Here is a 15,393-nt window from a genome sequence, read left to right as displayed (position 1 = left end):
CAGCGTCCACGTCTGGTCCGGCCAGCCGTGCGCGACCGGCCCTTTGGCGAGTTCCTGCTCGAGCACGACGAACAGGGCCTCACTCAGTTTGGGTCGTGAGACGGGCCCGGCAGACCGCAGCCCCTCGGTGCCGGCGTCGTGCCAGGCCCGGCGCCAGCGCTGCACCGAGCACACACTCACCCGTAAGTCCTTGGCGATCTCCGCGTTGGAGACACCCGCAGCGAATCGCTCCGCGGCCTCCAGCCGGATCCGCTCGCGAAACGCCTGTCGTTCAGGCGTCAGCCCACCACCCTGCGGATATCTCACACAACCGGCATACCGCAACGATCAAACGTCGTCAGCCCTCAACGACATCAACCCGCAAAGGTCAGTGGCGGCGAGTCGACGGCATCCTCCCGAACATTTGTCGGCTTTACACCCTCGCAGAATGAGTGTTAAGTACTCGCATGGCTCGCGTGGCGCACTTCTTAAGCGCCAGTCGCGCTATTACTAACCGGGGGGAGCATGGGGTCTCCGAGGCCTGTAACGGTCATCATACTTTTGCTTGCAACGATCGCAGCCGGGGTAAGCGGCAGCCTACTTTCAGATCGACTCGCGCCCCACATACCCGGCGGATACATAACGCTGGGAATCCTGGGCGTCGTCACCGTTATCGCAACACTGGCAGTCCTGCTACTTAGTGGAAATGAGTCTCCAGAGAACCTAAGCGCAATCCGGCGCAGAATGTCCGATACTCTGGGAGTAGTTTCAGCCCTTTCTATGATATCGCTAGTATTCTGGATATTCGTAGAGTATTCCCCTGGCTGGGCGCGGGCGATTTTCCCAGAGTCAGCGTTTAATGGTGAATGGGCGGGGACGCTGCGTCAGCAAGGCGGCTCAAGGGACCTTGCTAGCTCATTCGAGGCAGAGACCTCGGATGGCGATCTAAGCGGCACCCTCACCGCCGAAGGGCTCGTGAAATGCGTCTGGGCAGTAACGGATGATTTCGTCACCCCGGACGAGACAGAATTGCTTTTCGCCACAGGAACCAAGGAGACGGGCCCAGCGCAGTGTCCGGAAAAACTTGAGGTGCACCTCGACGTGCTTAGCGACCGGCGCATCAGCGTCGAGGCGTCCGGAAATGTAATAATGAACGGCCGGGAGTGGGACACCAAGTTTTCCGGCACCTTGCGCCCCAAAGGTGCTGCAAACTAAGGAAATAATTAGGCTTCCAGAAAAAGGCGAACCTACAGGTCTAGCGGCAGGCACTACACACCTTTCCAGATCCGCCATGCCCACAACCGCCCTTAGCAGCCTCGCTGCGATCGACAGCGGGAGCAGGCTCGGATCGAACTCCTAATGCGGTGCCACAGCGCCAGCGCCCTCCCGGGCCGTCCGCGGGCCGTGAAAGGTCGCTCAGCGATGACCAACGCCGGTAACTGACGACAGCTCAGCGGAAGGTCAGAGCTTCCGTCGATAAGACGGTCGCAGGTCACGGCCGCCGGTGATCAGTTGTGGCTGTACAGCAGCGGAGTCCAGCAACCGCACAGACCGCAGCCGACCGGCACCACTCCCAGGACCACGGCTGACCGGCCGAGTAAACCTCAGCGACCTCCCCGCCCGTAGTTCGCGCATCGAGGGGCGCCGCCACACCCCGCCCGGGCCGTCTCCGGGCCGTGCGGGGGCGCTCAACAACGACAGGCGACAACAGTCGATGATGGCTCCTCCCCTGCTCAGGGGCCGTGCCTCGGATATCGATGCAGATGCCGATCAATGAAGCAGAGTTGAGGGACAACAGATGAGCCTCAGCAATCGGTCACTCCACTGCTGAGGCTCGGACGAGCCGATCGAGGTAAATGTCGAATGGATGAAATGTTTGCCGACGATTCCTGCTCAGACTTCGCGGACGCCTTTATTAGGAAGGCGAATTCCCGTCAGAAGTGCGCAAATTGAGAGAGCGCAAGAAATCGGCAGTGGGTTCCGCGCATGACACCAAATAGAGATTCTCAAAGAAGGGGAGGAAGGGAGCATTTCTTATTTCCCTCTCCGCGCGCGCATACGGTTCCAGTGCTGTCCAAACTTGCCTGACGCGGAAGTGTAAGACGCTAAGCGCGAGACCTGAATCAACCAGACCCAGGGCAACCATTGCTCCAATGTACTCGTAACTGAAGGCCACGTTGCGTGTCATCGTACGCACTGGCTCGGGCAGAGCATCCATTCCAACAACAGGCTCATGTTCCTGTGCAAGCCGCGTCAGAACGTAATGCTGGTCTCTCTGGAAATCTCTGTCCCGAATGTTATGCAGGGCCACATCAAGGAGCATGGTCATGTGGCTGGTTGAGCGTGCCTGGCGTAGTTGCCAAATCGTAGCGAATCCCGAGAGCCCTAATGCTACAAGCGAAATGACGAGTGACAAGGCGTTGTACATATCGAGCCCCTCCCTCCCCCGAAGGAGTGTCCCGGAGGAAAGGGCTGTCCACCAAGAGGCGAGATTCAGCTGCACAGCCCGTGGGGTGTACGAGACGTCAGTGAATGCTGTCCTCTTGTCGGCGCCCCTGTTCCATGACCCGCACGACACGATCGGACTGTGCTGTACAGCACGAAATACTGCGCCCCCAACAGCGAGCGCCCCATAGCAGCTCTCGCGATCAACCTGTATGACCTCCGCTTACCGATCTCCGTACGGCTACGGATCGGAAGGCTTCTGACATCCACGGGTGACATCAACGGCACCGAACGGAGGCGTACGCCAGCGGTTCTGCTCGGCCGTGGCACCAGTCGACGGCCGCAGCCGCAGCTGGCTTGAATCGAACTCCTAAAGCGGGTGGCAACACGCGGTGCACGGTGGCGGCACAAGCCATAACAGGCCGGCGATTCGGGCCGGTCCCCAGCGGCGCAGGACGATCACCGACGCTGACCCGGACGCCGGTCCCGATGCCGGGGGTGGCAAACCGGACGAGGACGAGGGAGCCAAGGAGGCCCCGTCGTCCACCGGGCCGCTGCCCGACAGCGGCGCCGACGCCGTCGTCAAGCCGGCGGCCTCCGCCAGCTACAACCACGACAAGATGGTGTCGTACGCCAACAAGTACTGGGACCACCACAACGACGCCTACCGCACGTACAGCACCGACTGCACCAACTTCGTCTCGCAGGCCATGCTTGCTGGCGGGTGGGACCCCAAGGGCGGCGCCATCGTCCAGCGCACCAGCAACAAGTACTGGTTCTACGGGCCCGCCACATGGTGGACGTCCTACACGTGGGCGGGTGCAGAGAACTGGTACTGGTTCGCGTCGAAACACTCAAGGAGAACCAAGCGCCTCGACAACGTGTGGAAGTTGGCGAAGGCGGATGTTCTCCAGGCCGACTGGAACCGCAACGACAACGTCGACCACTCGATGATCGTCACAAAGAAGTACCGGGGCACCCCGTACCTGACGTACCACAGCGGCGACACACACAACGGAAGCCTGAGCAAGCTCCTCTCGGACCACCCGCGTATCTGGTGGTACGCGCACCGCACGTGACAGGCTGCTGCCCCCTCACAGGAGATACATAGGAGTGTGCTGTGAAACGTCGAGGGCTTCTGGCCGTGGCGGCTGCCCTGGTTGTCGCATCCGGCTGCTCATCCAACGACAACGATGATGCCGAACCCGCGAACTCGGCACCCGTTCCCGTGAGTCCGGCAACCTCCGACGGGGCACGCGAGGCCGTCGAAGCCTACGTGCGTGCTCTGAACGCCCGGAGCGCGAAGGCACTGATCGAAGTCGGCGGAGTCAAGGACGAGGAGTGGTCGAGGAAGGAGGCCGCACAGATCCTCGCAAACCGAGGCGGCCGAGACTGGAAGATCATGGACTTGCAGATCGACCACGACATGGGCCCGGACAACGGATCCGCCCGCCTCGTGGCCGAGGACAAGACAGGCAAGTCGCTGAAGGACACCTTCACCGTGACGCGGGAGAAGAGCACCTGGCACCTCGTGGTCTTCACGCACCAGTCGCCTGAACCGGGCAAGGATCCCGCCGCGACTGACAAGTCCCCTAGCTGACCGCTCCGTTGGCGTCGGTCTGCACCCTCGGCCGGTGCAGACCGACCAGGGCATCCGGCTCCTCCCCGCGCAAGGCCAGTGGTTCAGGGAGCGGGCCCTCAGGGGAGACCATGACCGGGGATCTCTGTGACGCAGCTCATTCGTCGATGCCGCCCATGATCTCGGCAGCGAGGGCGACAACATCCGCGTCAGGCGCCCGGTCGCGTCGCCCTGGCCCGTGCTTGCCGTAGAGCACGCGATCCGCCAGCCGTTCCCGAGCCACAGCGGGCGCCTTCTGCCCCCAGTTGCGGGAGTCGCTGTCGCACTGATGGGCCAGGGCGCGCACGGGATGCCAACTACGCTGCCATCCGGCCCCTCGACCAGCTCGGGGTCGCGTAGCGGTTGGCGAGCTCCAGGGGCATCGGTGGGGTAGCGCCCCGCGGCGCGTGGCTGCGAGGCGCCTCGTGGGGCTCAGTCGATCTTCTCCCCGTTGTGCGTGCCGCCCTTGCAGACGTTGTCCGTCAGATCAGGCGTTCCGCCGCCCTGCTTGCACTCAGAAGGGGTGACGTAGGATGTGGCACCCTGTGCGGTGGCGGTGGCGGCGCCTGTGAGGCCGAGTCCGGTGAGGGCTGCCGTGGCGATGACGGCGGCGAGGATTCGTCGAATGCGCATTTGGTTCCCCTTTCACGGATTCCACGGTTGGGGCACTAGTCAGCCTGATCTTCACCCATGTGGGTGGCACGTCATGTTGCGCCATTCGGGTGACAGTGCCTCGAGGTGGACTGTATGACCCTCGTTGGCCGGTCTCTCGAGAGCTACGGCTCAGAAGGGTTCTGACATCCAGGGCTGACATCGACGACGCCGGACGGAGGCGTACACCGACATCTACGTCCGGCCGTCGCCTCAGCCGACGGCAGCAGCGGGAGCGGCCCCGGATCGAACTCCTGGAGGGGGTGCCGCAGGTTCCACCACGAGGTGGACACCTGGGTGCTGTTCAGCCATTCCCGCCGCGGCGGCCGACTGCTGTAAGCGGGTGGGCCTTCGTCGTGCACTGGGCGGTGGTCCCGGCAATCCTGGAGATGTGCCCAGCGTCCCCTCCTCAAGCGGCGGCACCGCACAGCACCGTCCGGCCGGGCCGCGGACCGACTACGCAGGTGCGATCTACGGTGCACTCCTGGCCGCGTCCGTCATAGCCGGGACCGGAGCGTTCGGTCCGTTCCCCCGCCTCGAACTCGTACTGTTCCTCCTCGTCACCGGCATCGTGTTCTGGGCCGCGCATGTCTACGCCCGCCTGGCCGGGGAGCGGGCGCACGGGCAACTCCTGAGCTGGAGCGAGGTACGCCATGTGGCCCGGCACGAGTGGCCGATGGTCCAGGCCGCCGTTCCCCCAGCCGTCGCAGTGGCGATCAGTCCCCTGCTGAGGCTTGGACTTGCCGAGACGGCATGGTTCGCACTGGGGGTCGCCCTGATCGAGCAGGTCGCGTGGTCGACCGTTGCCGCCATGCGCGCCGGAGCCTCTCGCCGACTGGTCGTGGTCTCCGGTCTGGTGAACCTGGCGCTCGGCCTGATCATCGTTGTCGCCAAGACGACCATCCATCACTGACCGCCCTGGAACTTGCTGGTCAGCATCCCACGCCAATGGAGGCCCCCCGCATGGTGATGAAGCCTTCGGCAGCCCAGACCGGCAGGCCGTCTTCCAGCCAGGCTGAGAAAGGGGTCCATGAGAAGAACGCTCCGAGCACTCCCGGCCCAGGTCTGGCGCGCTCGTCCGGTTTTGCACCCCTGCCAGAGCGGGCGGAACATGAAGGGGAGTCTTCTGTGCGTGCGGTGCGCCGAGGGAGGTGGGGATCGTGGACCTCGTCCTGCGCCCAGGTACCGCGAACGATGCCGCGGAGTGCGGCAGGATCTGTTTCGAGGCCTTCGCCGGCATCGCTCGTGAGCACGGTTTTCCCTCCGACATCCCCAGTCCCGAGGTGGGTGTCGCGCTGATCGAGGCGGCGCTGACCAACCCGGGGTTCTACAGCGTGGTCGCCGAGCTCGACGGGCGCATCGTGGGAAGCAATTTTCTGGACGAGCGCTCCCCGACCGTAGGGGTCGGCCCCATCACCATCGATCCCGCTGTTCAGAACCGGGGTGTGGGTCGACGGCTGATGCAGGATGTGATGGACCGGACTACCGAGCGCGGGGCGCCGGGGATCCGGTTGCTGCAGAGCGGGTATCACAACAGATCGTTCTCGTTGTACGTCAGCCTGGGATTCGTGTTCCGGGAGACCGTGGCCTGCATGCAGGGGCCGGCGATCCTGCGAGAGATCCCCGGACACACCGTCCGGGAAGCGGTCGACGCGGACCTGCACGCCTGTAACGAGTTGTGCCGGCGGGTCCACGGCGTCGACCGTGGCGGCGAGGTCGCCGATGCCCTCAAACAGGGCACGGCCCGTGTCGTGGAGCGCGAACGGCGCGTGACCGGGTACGCCACGGACGTCGCGTTCTTCGCGCATGCCGTGGCCGAGACCACCCCGGACCTGCAGGCCCTGATCGCCTCGGCGCCCACGTTCGGCGGACCCGGCTTCCTCGTACCCGCAAGCAACAGCCTGCTGCTGCGGTGGTGCCTGGCGAGCGGCCTCAGCGTGGTGCAGTTGTTCAGTCTGATGAGCATCGGTCTCTACAACGAACCCGAGGGGGCGTACCTGCCCTCGATCCTCTACTGACCACCGCGTGCGCACGAGGGCCTGGGGCCCGCTGGGCTGCCGTAGGGGTGCGACATCCGTGGGCCGCGTGGGCCGCTCCCCGGGGGCGGCTCCGGGCTGAACGCCGGAGCCACCGTCGGGCCGGTTCGCCGGCGGAGGATCAGTCCTCGCCGGGACCGAGGACGCGACCCTTGAGCTTGACGGGGTTGGCGGCTCCCACCCGGAGCTCGCCATCGGTGTAGCGGCCCGGCTTCGGGCCGTCCGTGGCGGTGACCTGGGCCGCGTAGCCGAGGCACTCCTGGTTGGTGGCCAGGTTCGGGTTGTGGGTGAAGGTCAGCGTGCGGCCCTGGTCGCCCAGCTTGCCCTGGGTGGTCATCAGTTGCCCTTCGCCTGGAGCGTGTTGACGTCGTGGTAGGCCCAGGAGAGCCGGCCGGTGAACACGAACCCCGTCGGTGCCTTGAGGGTGAAGGTGATGTCGCCGGGGTTCACCGGGTCCGGGACGGTGCTGAGGATGCCGAAGCCGAGGTGGGGTGCCTGGGTCTGCGTGGCCATGGTTTCCCTTCTGTGGATGGTGCTGTCCGCCTGGGCGGATCCGCCGGTGGCGGGCTCTTGGGCGGGCTCGCTCATGGGCCGTCGGGACCGGAGAAGGACGCCTTGAGCTAGGTGGGGGGAACGGTGGCGGTGGGTGCGTGGTCGGCCAGGAGCGGGCCGAGGACGCCGAGGACGCCGAGGACGATGTCCTCGTAGAGGTAGAACCCCGCTTCCAGAGGTGGCGGTTCGTCGTCGGTGACCTCGGCGTCGGCGTCCGGGGCGATGTCCTGTCCGGAGTCGGCGTCGGTCTCGTCCTCGGGAGCCGGGCGCGCCGAGCAGGTCGGTGTAGTCCTGCGCGGCGCCCTGGAGCGCGGCGCGGGCGGCGCCGGCCAGCAGGCGCAGAGGCAGGTCGAGGGCGGCGGCGGTGCGCTGGCCGGGGATCACTTTCGTCGCGTCGGGGCCTCCGCGGTGACGGCGCCGAGCCACTGCACGGGCAGGGAACAGGCGGAGATGATCCGCTCGGTGGACATCAGGGGCGGGGGGTCGCGGTCGACCATGAGGTCCTCCGGTCAACAGCTCTCTGCGCCAGTGCCTGTGCACCCTCGCCCGGCACGTCGCGGCCCTGCGCCGGCGCGCACCCGCACGCGCCTGCGCCCTGCTCGACACGGTACGGCCCTGGCCCCTCGACGTGACGTAGTGGGCGATCTGCCGCAGGACGGCTTTGCCTTCGTTCTCGGGGATGATCCGGAGGTCTTCTTCGAATCGGGCCTATCCGGGCGTCTTGCCGCCGATGGCCGCGCGCCTCTCCACGGGGTGGCCGCCTGCCTCCGGGGGTGATGGCTGCGCGCCGCGCCGTGCGCCACGGCCGGGAGTAGCCTGGCATGTACCGAGAGCCATTCGGCCGCACGACCACGGCGCCGTCCCGGCGAGTGACAGCACACGGGCAGCCGGAGGCCGCGCGGGACGGGATCGCACGATGGACGCCATCACCAAGGCCGCCGAGGGTACGGCTCCGGGCGACGCACACACCTACCGGATGCCGTTGCCCCGGCCGCCCCTCACGCCGGACGTCGCTCACGGCCCGCTGGACGGAGCGCGGTGGCCGCGTTGCGAGGCGCTGGAACCGGAGCTGCCCGCGCTGGTCGGCTCCCTGGATCCGAGCGCCGGCACCGTCACCCGCGTCACCGTGGGGATCGCCGTTCGGCCCGATGCCCCGCGGAAGGTGATGGCGCCCGTTCGGCCCGACGCCCCGCGGAGGGTGATGGCGCCCGGCCATGTGGTCGAGGTGGTTCGGACCGGCCTCGCCGCCGTGGCGCATGCCATCACCGGGGACTGCGGCACCGTGGGACGCTGGGAACCGCTGGTGATCCCACCGGACCAGCCGGCCGCAGCGGCCACCTGGCTGCTGACCGCAGCCGCCGGTCCCGAGAACCCACAGTCGGCTCCGCGCCTGCCGGCACTCGCCGAGAGCCGCCTCGACCGGCAGGACACGGACGAGTCGGAGGGAGGATCCGGGCTCAGGTGAGAGGTCCGTTCCGGTCGGGTCCACGTGACCGGACCGGCCCGGGCGTCCACGGCCCCTCGATGGAGCGATGACACTGGGGGACGCTGCGTCGTCCCAGCCCGTCGCTCCGATCGGCGGCTCGGACCATGGCGGGTGAGGGGATGACGGCCGGACGGCGCGCGGACCGCTCCGAGAGCTTCGGGGAAGCTCTGCTGGGAGAGGTCCTCGATCGCGCGCACGAGTTGCCGCCCCATCTCATCGGGCCCTTGCTCGCCGGCGTGGTGGAGCAACTGGGGGGCCGCCGACCGCAGGTGCTGCTGCAGGACTACGGCCAGCTGCTGCTCGCACCCCTGCCCGGCGAGGGTCTCCAGGGCGGGGAACCGCAGGTGATCGACGACTCCGCAGCGGGCCGCTGCTTTCTCGGCGCCCACTCCGTCGAGCTGCCCGAGGACGACGGCGTGCGGGTCCTCCTGCCGCTGCTGGACGGCGGCGACCAGGTCGGGGTCATGGCACTGACGTTGGACAGCGTCGACGACCACGACCGCCGCATACTGCGCAGGCTCGCCGGCCTGGTGGCCGACCTCCTGGTGACCAAGCACGGCTACTCGGACCTGTTCTTCGGTGTCCGACGCGGTGAATCGATGAGCGTCGCCGCGGAGATCCAGTGGTCCCTGCTGCCGCCCCTGGCGATGATCATGCCGCGGGTGGCCGTGGCCGGGATCCTGGAACCCGCCTATGACGTGGGGGGTGACAGCTTCGACTACGCCCTCAACGGAGACGTCCTCCACGTGGCCATGATCGACGCGATGGGCCATGGACTGAACGCGGCCACGATGGCCACCGTGGCCATCGGCGCCTACCGTCACGCCCGCCGCGCCGGCACCGGGCTGCCGAAGACCTACTCCTTCATGGACCGCGCCGTCGCGCACCAGTTCGGCCCCGAACACTTCGTGACCGCGCAGATGATGCGGCTGGACACCACGACGGGACATCTTCAGTGGGTCAACGCCGGGCACCCTCCACCGATGCTCGTCCGTGATCATCGCGTCATACTCCGGCTGACCGGTCCGACGACCCTGCCTGTCGGCCTCGGCGGTCCTGAGCCGCGGACGAGCGAGATGAGGCTGGAGGAGCGGGACCGCCTCCTCTGCTTCACCGACGGACTGATCGAGGAGCACCAGACCGGGGAGGAGGAGTTCGGGGAGGACCAGCTGATCGAATGGGTGAACCAGCTGGAGATGACCGGCTGCGGGATCCGGGCGGTGGCGCGCTCCCTGTCCCACACGCTCAAGCGGGCGCGGGGCGGACACACCACGGACGACGCGACGCTGCTCCTGGTGGAGTGGTGCGGCTGACCGTGCGGCGCCGCTCCGCCGGCCGCGGCCCGCTCGTCAGACCGGCGGGTCCTGCCCGCTTCCGGTATCGATGAGTATCTGTCCCGCCTGGCTGATGTTGTCCGCCCGGACGGCCTGGGCCATCGCGGCATGGGCGGCCTCGGGTGTCGCCTGCGGCGGGATCACCAGCAGCGAGAACACGTCCTGGTCGCCACGGGTGATCAGGACGGTGTCATCGCCCACCGGGAAGGAGTCGATGTGCACCACCCGGTCGTCGACGACGATCCGCGTCGGAAGCCCTTCCCAGGCCGCGGTGTCCAGCCCGACGCGTGTGACGGGGCCGAGGTGGCCGGTGAGGGCGCTCAGCAGTGCGGGCAGCTCGGCGCCGACGTCGCGCGACCGCGGCCACCACGCACCGTCGAGGACGCCTTCGCGCGACTCCGTGGTCTCCAGCCGGAGCAGCGCACACCCCGGCCGCACGGCCTCGTGCACGCTACTGGGCAGATGCCGGGAAGCCGGGGACAGGTCGGAGCCGGTCATGGGGATCACCCGTCTTCGGGAATCGGTGCGACCACGGGACTCGCCTCGCACCTCCACGCTACTCCCCGTGCCACGGACGCCGGCCGGCGTGCCCGCCCTGCCGTGGGTACCGGCGGCCACGGTCGGCGTCGCATGGCCCGGCGAGCGGTGTCGAGCGGCCCCCGGTGGGCAGGACGTGGCGGATTCGGCTGCCTCCGGTCGCGACAGCGGGCAGGATTCTGGGCGGTGACGGACAACGGATCCGATCGGCCGGAGGGAGTGCCATGGCCTACAGCTCCGCGGAGTGGCCCGCGCGCAGTCTGCTGGGGGCGGTGTCGCCCGAGGCCCGGCGGGAGCTGCTCGAGCTGGGCGCGCCGACGCGGTACGAGGCGGGAGAGGTGCTGCTGAGCGAGGGCGCCCGCGACCGGCATGTGCTGTTGCTGCTGTCCGGCTTCGCCAAGGTGACGGCACGCGTGGAGAACGGGGAGGAGTCGCTGCTCGCGGTCCGGGTCGGGGGCGACAGCGTCGGTGAGATGGCCGCCATGGACGGGGCTCCGCGCTCGGCCACCGTGACGGCGTGCGGCCCGCTGACCGCCCGGGTGGTGCAACCGGGGCTGCTGCGCACCCTCTTGGTCCAGCGCCCGGAGGTCCACCTGATCCTGACCGGGATCATCGCCGACCGGCTGCGCTGGGCCAACCGAAGGCGGCTGGACTTCCGGGGGTATCCGGCGAAGGTACGGCTGGCCCGGCTGCTGGTGGAGCTCGGCACCTCGTCCGGCCACCCGGTCGAGGACGGTGTCGTCCTCGGCTGCCGGCTGACCCAGCCCGAGCTGGCCGCGCTCACCGGTGCCGCCGAGACGACCGTCCACAAGGGGCTGCGCGAGCTGCGCCGGGAGGGCCTGCTGGAGACGGGGTACGGCTCGACGGTCATCCGGGACCTGGTCCGTCTCAGGGAGCTGGCGGACCTGCCACCGGACGGCTGAGCCCGACCGGCCGGACCGTCGGCCCTCAGCCCAGCGCCGGCCGCAGCACCACCAGCAACCCGGCGCTCACCCCCATCACCGCCGTACACACGACCGCTGCCGTGACGCATCGGTACTTGCGGACGGCCACCTGGGAGAAGAACCGGATCGTCTGGGACAGTTCCCGGCGTTCCTGGTCCGGTGTGCCGTCGCCGGCGGTGCGGGCGGGCAGGATGTCGGGGCCCGAGGCGAGGTGGACGAAGCTGTAGCGGTTGGCGCCGGTGGGGCGCAGCACCCGGGGGCACAGGGTGGCGGCGAGGAAACCGGCGCCGGCGAACATCCCGCACAGGAAGAGGGCCAGCAGGGTCCCGGCGAGCACGCCGGTCGCGCCGCCCGCCGCGGCGGTGCGCAGGGCTGGCGGGCTCCAGGCACCGGCCGTGCCGACCAGGGCCGCCTGGGCGGCGGCCAGGATCCCGGCCTTGGTGTCGGCGTGCTGGTGGGTGGTTTGCAGGGAGGTGAACATGGACTGCGCGGGACGGCTGTCCGCACGGTTACCGGTGGACGGCATGCGGCTCCTTCGGCTGCCGGTGGGCTGTGGGTCACCTCCAGTGAGCCCGGAAAGCGGTCGCGAGACCCGGGATTTCTGCGGGTTTCGCCACGCCGGCGGGTCACTTCCGATCTCAACTGACCGAACTCGTCCGTAACTTGCGTTGCCCCCGATATGTTTCCGCATCTTTCCGCATCCCGTATTTCGACGGGGTTCGCGGCGCACGGGGCGTGTACGACTGGCCTACCGGCGTCCGCGGTCCGGGGGAGCGGACGCCGGTGTGTACCGGAGCACGCCCGGCCCACCGTCCCGGGACGCGGTTCCATCTGAGTGAGCGGGGAGTTCGAGCATGGGAACGTTCGGTCGCAGACTGCTGCTGGCGGTCGACGCGAAGGGATACGGCGGCGTCGACGTGGTGACGCAGCGGCAGTTGCAGGACGCCATTCAGCGGTTGCTGGGCGAGTCGGCCACCGCGGCCGGACTGGCGCGGGAGCGGTGGCAGACGCAGGTCGGGGGTGACTCGGTGTTCGCGGTCCTGCCGGAGGGGACCTCCGAGCCCGATCTCGTCGACCCGTTCATGCGTCACCTGGACGCCGGGCTCAGGGAGTTCAACCGCAACCGGGTGCGCGAGGCGTGGCTGCGGCTGCGGGCCGCCGTGCACTTCGGTACGGCCTCGCCGGCCGCCAACGGTTTCGAGGGCCGGGGCCCGGTCGAGATCGGCCGGATGCTGGACAGCAAGGTGCTGAGGACGGCCCTGGCCGCGGCACCGGACGCGTGCCTGGCCCTCGCCGTCTCCGCGACCGTCTTCAACGACGTGATCGGCGAGGCGTACACCACCATCCGGGCGCAGGACTTCGGTGAGGTGCGCATCGCGGAGAAGGAGTACGTGGGACGGGCGTGGATCTGGGTGCCGGGGTACGACGCGAACTCCCTCGCCCTCGGCGGGGAGAGCGCCGGTGGTGCGGTGGACGCCGGCGGTGCGGTGGAGACGGGAGCGCCGGGGAGCACGGGGGGTGGTACGGCGACCGCTGTGCGCCCCCCGAGTGCGCCGAGTGCGCCAACTCCCGCCTCAGACGCGGTAGTTCAGGTGTTCAGCGGTGGAACCATCAACGCCCACGGAGCCGTCTTCGGGATCTCCAAGTGACCTGAGTGACGGCTGAGGATGAACACGGAACACAGCGAGCAGAGCACCGAAGGTGAACCGGAGGCGCAGGACGCACCGGACGCCCCGGGCGCGGCGGAGACGCAGGCCCCGCCGGAGTCGCCGGACCCGGGTGAACCGGAGCCGAAGGGCGAGCCGCAGCGGGACGCGGCCGCCCCGGCCCCGGGCGCTTCCCCCGGCCAGGTGCACCACAACAACGTCAACCAGTTCTTCTACGGAGAGCTCAACGCCTCCCGGACCCTCTTCGGTATCGGCACCACCGACTCCGGCAACGCCCGCCGGCGCGCCGTCGGCCGTCTCGACGCCGGGGAGGCGGACGCGATCCTCGCGCCGTACGTCAAGCCCTCCCGCTGCTTCGAGGAGGCGGCGGACGCCCTGGCGCGGGACGGGGTCGTGGTGCTGATCGGTTCGCCCGGCTCGGGCAAGCGGTCCGCGGCGGTGGCACTCGTCGCCGAGGTCGCCGAGCGCACGGAGTACGTCGTGCTCTCCCCGGGCCGCAGCCTGGACGACCTCGCGGGCGGCCGGGTCGCGTTCGAGAAGGGCGTGGGCTATGTGCTCCTCGACCGGATGAACGAGGACCTCTCCCAGACGGCGGACTTCGACTGGCGGCGGGTGCGGGACACCGTCCGCGAACACGGCGCGCATCTGGTCGTCACCACCGTGCACCCGGTGGACGGCAGCCCGGTCGAGTCCGTGCGGCACGTGTCCTGGCGGCTCCCCGACCTCGCGGCGGTACTGCGGGTGCGGCTGGTGCGGGCCGGGTGCGCCCGGGACACCGTCGAGCGGGCCGTCGCCCTGATGCCCTCGGGGTGCCGGATCGCCGAGGTCGCCGCGGCCGCCGAGCGGATCGCGCGGGGCGCCGAGCCGGCCGGGGTCTGGCAGGAGTACGGCAGCAGCGCGGCTCAGCCGGTGCGCGACTGGTTCGCCCGGGACCGTACGCCGCAGGAGTGGGCCGAGGTGACCACGCTGGCCTTCGTCAACGGCGCCGGCTACCGCGACTTCGAGACCTGCCAGGAGCGGCTGGAGTTCTGGCTGGCCCACGCCTTCCCGGCGCCGGTCACCGAGGAGGAGCAGGCCGAGGCCGCCCGGCGGACCGTGGACCGCCGGCAGTCGCTGAGCCGCAACGCCCTCGTCGGGGTGGAAGAGCGCAAGGACGGCGCGCTCACCCGCACCGCGCTGGTCTTCCCGCACTCCTCGTACCGGCAATGGACGCTGCAGGAGCTGTGGACCAAGCGTTCGACACCGTTCTGGAACGGTGTGCGGGACTGGCTGACCGAGCTGGTCGGCAGGCAGCCCGGCCTGGGAATGCAGCTGTCCGTCGCCCAGGGGCTCGCCCTGCTCACCCGGCCCGCGTTCGACGAGGTCGCCGACAACTATCTGCGCCCGTGGGCGGGCGGCGCCGCGGGCCCCGCCGGGCAGTCCACGGCCACCCTGGTACTGCAGTGCATGTGCCTGGACGAGAGCCTCGCCGCCACCGCGCTGGGTGTCGCCCGCGACTGGGCCCGCTCACCCGACCCGGCGCTGCGGTCGACGGCTGCGGCGGCGTTCAGCGGGGCGCTCGGCGTGCGCTTCCCCACCGACGCCGTCACCACCCTGCTGCGGCTGATCGTCCGCCGCGGTGGCCTGCCCGTGGACGCGTCGTTCGCGCTGGCGGGTCTGGTCGCGGTCCTCGCGGAGTGCGGGCAGGACACGGGCGCCGTGTTCCGGCCGCTCGCGTACCGGCTGCGGGCCCAGCGCGAGACGCTGACCGGGCAGCCCAAGGAGAACACCCTCGACGCCGTCCTGACCGTCCTGCGGGCGCGGGACGCGCGTACCGGCCGGCGGATGTGCGCCGGGGTCATGGAGCGCGATCCCCGGCAGACGGACACGATCGGCGAGTTGTGGGCGGGCGTGCTGGCGAACCGGCCGCGCCGGTCCCTGGCCGTGCACGGCCTGTACGCCACGCTGCGCGACCTGCCCACCGTGGCGGCGGACCCCGCGCAGGTGGCCGGCCATTTCGGCCGGTCCCTCGGTGCGGCCCTCGCCCCCGGCGACCGACCGCAGTTGGAGAAGGCCCTCCGGCAGGTCGCCGCGCGCGCCGACGAGGCGGCCACCCCCCTGATCGACACCTTCCTTACCGCCGTACTGAGCACGGAGGACTGACA

The 15,393-nt window shown here is 69.1% G+C and carries 16 protein-coding genes; 10 read left to right on the top strand and 6 right to left on the bottom strand.

Annotated elements, in window-relative coordinates; translation table 11 throughout:
- A partial coding sequence (locus ABZ079_RS33300; protein ID WP_356943190.1) for a helix-turn-helix domain-containing protein occupies positions 1 to 306 on the bottom strand: 306 nt, incomplete at its 3' end.
- Positions 307 to 504: 198 nt separating this feature from the next.
- Here ABZ079_RS33300 and ABZ079_RS33295 point away from each other — a divergent pair.
- From ABZ079_RS33295 to ABZ079_RS33285, 3 genes are all read left to right on the top strand, one after another.
- A complete protein-coding gene (locus ABZ079_RS33295; protein WP_356943189.1) occupies positions 505 to 1,194 on the top strand; it encodes a hypothetical protein in 690 nt (229 codons plus the stop codon).
- A gap of 1,622 nt (positions 1,195 to 2,816) precedes the next feature.
- Positions 2,817 to 3,503 (top strand): amidase domain-containing protein, encoded by a 687-nt coding sequence (locus ABZ079_RS33290; RefSeq protein WP_356943188.1) that lies wholly within the window; start codon positions 2,817 to 2,819, stop codon positions 3,501 to 3,503.
- A 41-nt stretch (positions 3,504 to 3,544) separates the two neighbouring features.
- A complete protein-coding gene (locus ABZ079_RS33285; protein ID WP_356943187.1) occupies positions 3,545 to 4,024 on the top strand; it encodes a hypothetical protein in 480 nt (159 codons plus the stop codon).
- Positions 4,025 to 4,474: 450 nt separating this feature from the next.
- On the opposite strand, the gene ABZ079_RS33280 is transcribed toward ABZ079_RS33285, so the two are convergent.
- Entirely contained in the window at positions 4,475 to 4,675 is a 201-nt protein-coding gene (locus ABZ079_RS33280) for a hypothetical protein (protein WP_356943186.1), read from the bottom strand.
- Positions 4,676 to 5,084: 409 nt separating this feature from the next.
- Here ABZ079_RS33280 and ABZ079_RS33275 point away from each other — a divergent pair, with 409 nt between their 5' ends.
- Together ABZ079_RS33275 and ABZ079_RS33270 are read left to right on the top strand one after the other, a co-directional pair.
- The gene (locus tag ABZ079_RS33275) at positions 5,085 to 5,606 is read left to right on the top strand and encodes a hypothetical protein (RefSeq protein ID WP_356943185.1); all 522 of its coding nucleotides are present in this window, start codon (positions 5,085 to 5,087) and stop codon (positions 5,604 to 5,606) included.
- 247 nt (positions 5,607 to 5,853) lie between these two features.
- Positions 5,854 to 6,711 (top strand): GNAT family N-acetyltransferase, encoded by an 858-nt coding sequence (locus tag ABZ079_RS33270; protein WP_356943184.1) that lies wholly within the window; start codon positions 5,854 to 5,856, stop codon positions 6,709 to 6,711.
- Positions 6,712 to 6,850: 139 nt separating this feature from the next.
- On the opposite strand, the gene ABZ079_RS33265 is transcribed toward ABZ079_RS33270, so the two are convergent.
- Positions 6,851 to 7,066 carry a hypothetical protein gene (locus ABZ079_RS33265; protein WP_356943183.1) on the bottom strand — a complete coding sequence of 72 codons (216 nt, stop codon included), beginning with the start codon at positions 7,064 to 7,066 and terminating at the stop codon, positions 6,851 to 6,853.
- Positions 7,066 to 7,242: a hypothetical protein gene (locus ABZ079_RS33260; RefSeq protein ID WP_356943182.1), complete on the bottom strand. Its 177-nt coding sequence runs from the start codon at positions 7,240 to 7,242 to the stop codon at positions 7,066 to 7,068. Before ABZ079_RS33260 ends, ABZ079_RS33265 begins: the two co-directional genes overlap by 1 nt.
- Before the next feature lie 955 nt (positions 7,243 to 8,197).
- Between ABZ079_RS33260 and ABZ079_RS33255 the strand changes: the two genes are divergently transcribed.
- Positions 8,198 to 8,746 carry a DUF5994 family protein gene (locus tag ABZ079_RS33255; protein WP_356943181.1) on the top strand — a complete coding sequence of 183 codons (549 nt, stop codon included), beginning with the start codon at positions 8,198 to 8,200 and terminating at the stop codon, positions 8,744 to 8,746.
- A gap of 140 nt (positions 8,747 to 8,886) precedes the next feature.
- Positions 8,887 to 10,080, top strand: a complete 1,194-nt coding sequence (locus tag ABZ079_RS33250) for a GAF domain-containing SpoIIE family protein phosphatase (protein WP_356943180.1) — start codon at positions 8,887 to 8,889, stop codon at positions 10,078 to 10,080.
- 36 nt (positions 10,081 to 10,116) lie between these two features.
- Here the strand turns inward: ABZ079_RS33250 and ABZ079_RS33245 are convergent, their stop codons facing one another.
- Positions 10,117 to 10,599 carry a DUF5994 family protein gene (locus tag ABZ079_RS33245; protein WP_356943179.1) on the bottom strand — a complete coding sequence of 161 codons (483 nt, stop codon included), beginning with the start codon at positions 10,597 to 10,599 and terminating at the stop codon, positions 10,117 to 10,119.
- A 263-nt stretch (positions 10,600 to 10,862) separates the two neighbouring features.
- Here ABZ079_RS33245 and ABZ079_RS33240 point away from each other — a divergent pair, with 263 nt between their 5' ends.
- On the top strand, positions 10,863 to 11,561 hold the full coding sequence (locus tag ABZ079_RS33240; RefSeq protein ID WP_356943178.1) for a Crp/Fnr family transcriptional regulator: 699 nt from the start codon (positions 10,863 to 10,865) through the stop codon (positions 11,559 to 11,561).
- A 25-nt stretch (positions 11,562 to 11,586) separates the two neighbouring features.
- Here the strand turns inward: ABZ079_RS33240 and ABZ079_RS33235 are convergent, their stop codons facing one another.
- Positions 11,587 to 12,108, bottom strand: coding sequence for a Pycsar system effector family protein (locus tag ABZ079_RS33235; RefSeq protein ID WP_356943177.1), 522 nt, complete (start codon positions 12,106 to 12,108; stop codon positions 11,587 to 11,589).
- A 328-nt stretch (positions 12,109 to 12,436) separates the two neighbouring features.
- Here ABZ079_RS33235 and ABZ079_RS33230 point away from each other — a divergent pair, with 328 nt between their 5' ends.
- On the top strand, positions 12,437 to 13,231 hold the full coding sequence (locus tag ABZ079_RS33230) for a hypothetical protein (protein WP_356943176.1): 795 nt from the start codon (positions 12,437 to 12,439) through the stop codon (positions 13,229 to 13,231).
- A gap of 18 nt (positions 13,232 to 13,249) precedes the next feature.
- Positions 13,250 to 15,391 carry a hypothetical protein gene (locus tag ABZ079_RS33225; RefSeq protein WP_356943175.1) on the top strand — a complete coding sequence of 714 codons (2,142 nt, stop codon included), beginning with the start codon at positions 13,250 to 13,252 and terminating at the stop codon, positions 15,389 to 15,391.
- Positions 15,392 to 15,393 lie beyond the last annotated feature (2 nt).

This window comes from Streptomyces sp. NPDC006314 (genome assembly GCF_040613075.1).
Lineage (GTDB): Bacteria > Actinomycetota > Actinomycetes > Streptomycetales > Streptomycetaceae > Streptomyces.
The sequence above is the reverse complement of the archived record's forward strand: the minus strand, read 5'-3'. Positions and strand labels throughout refer to the sequence as shown.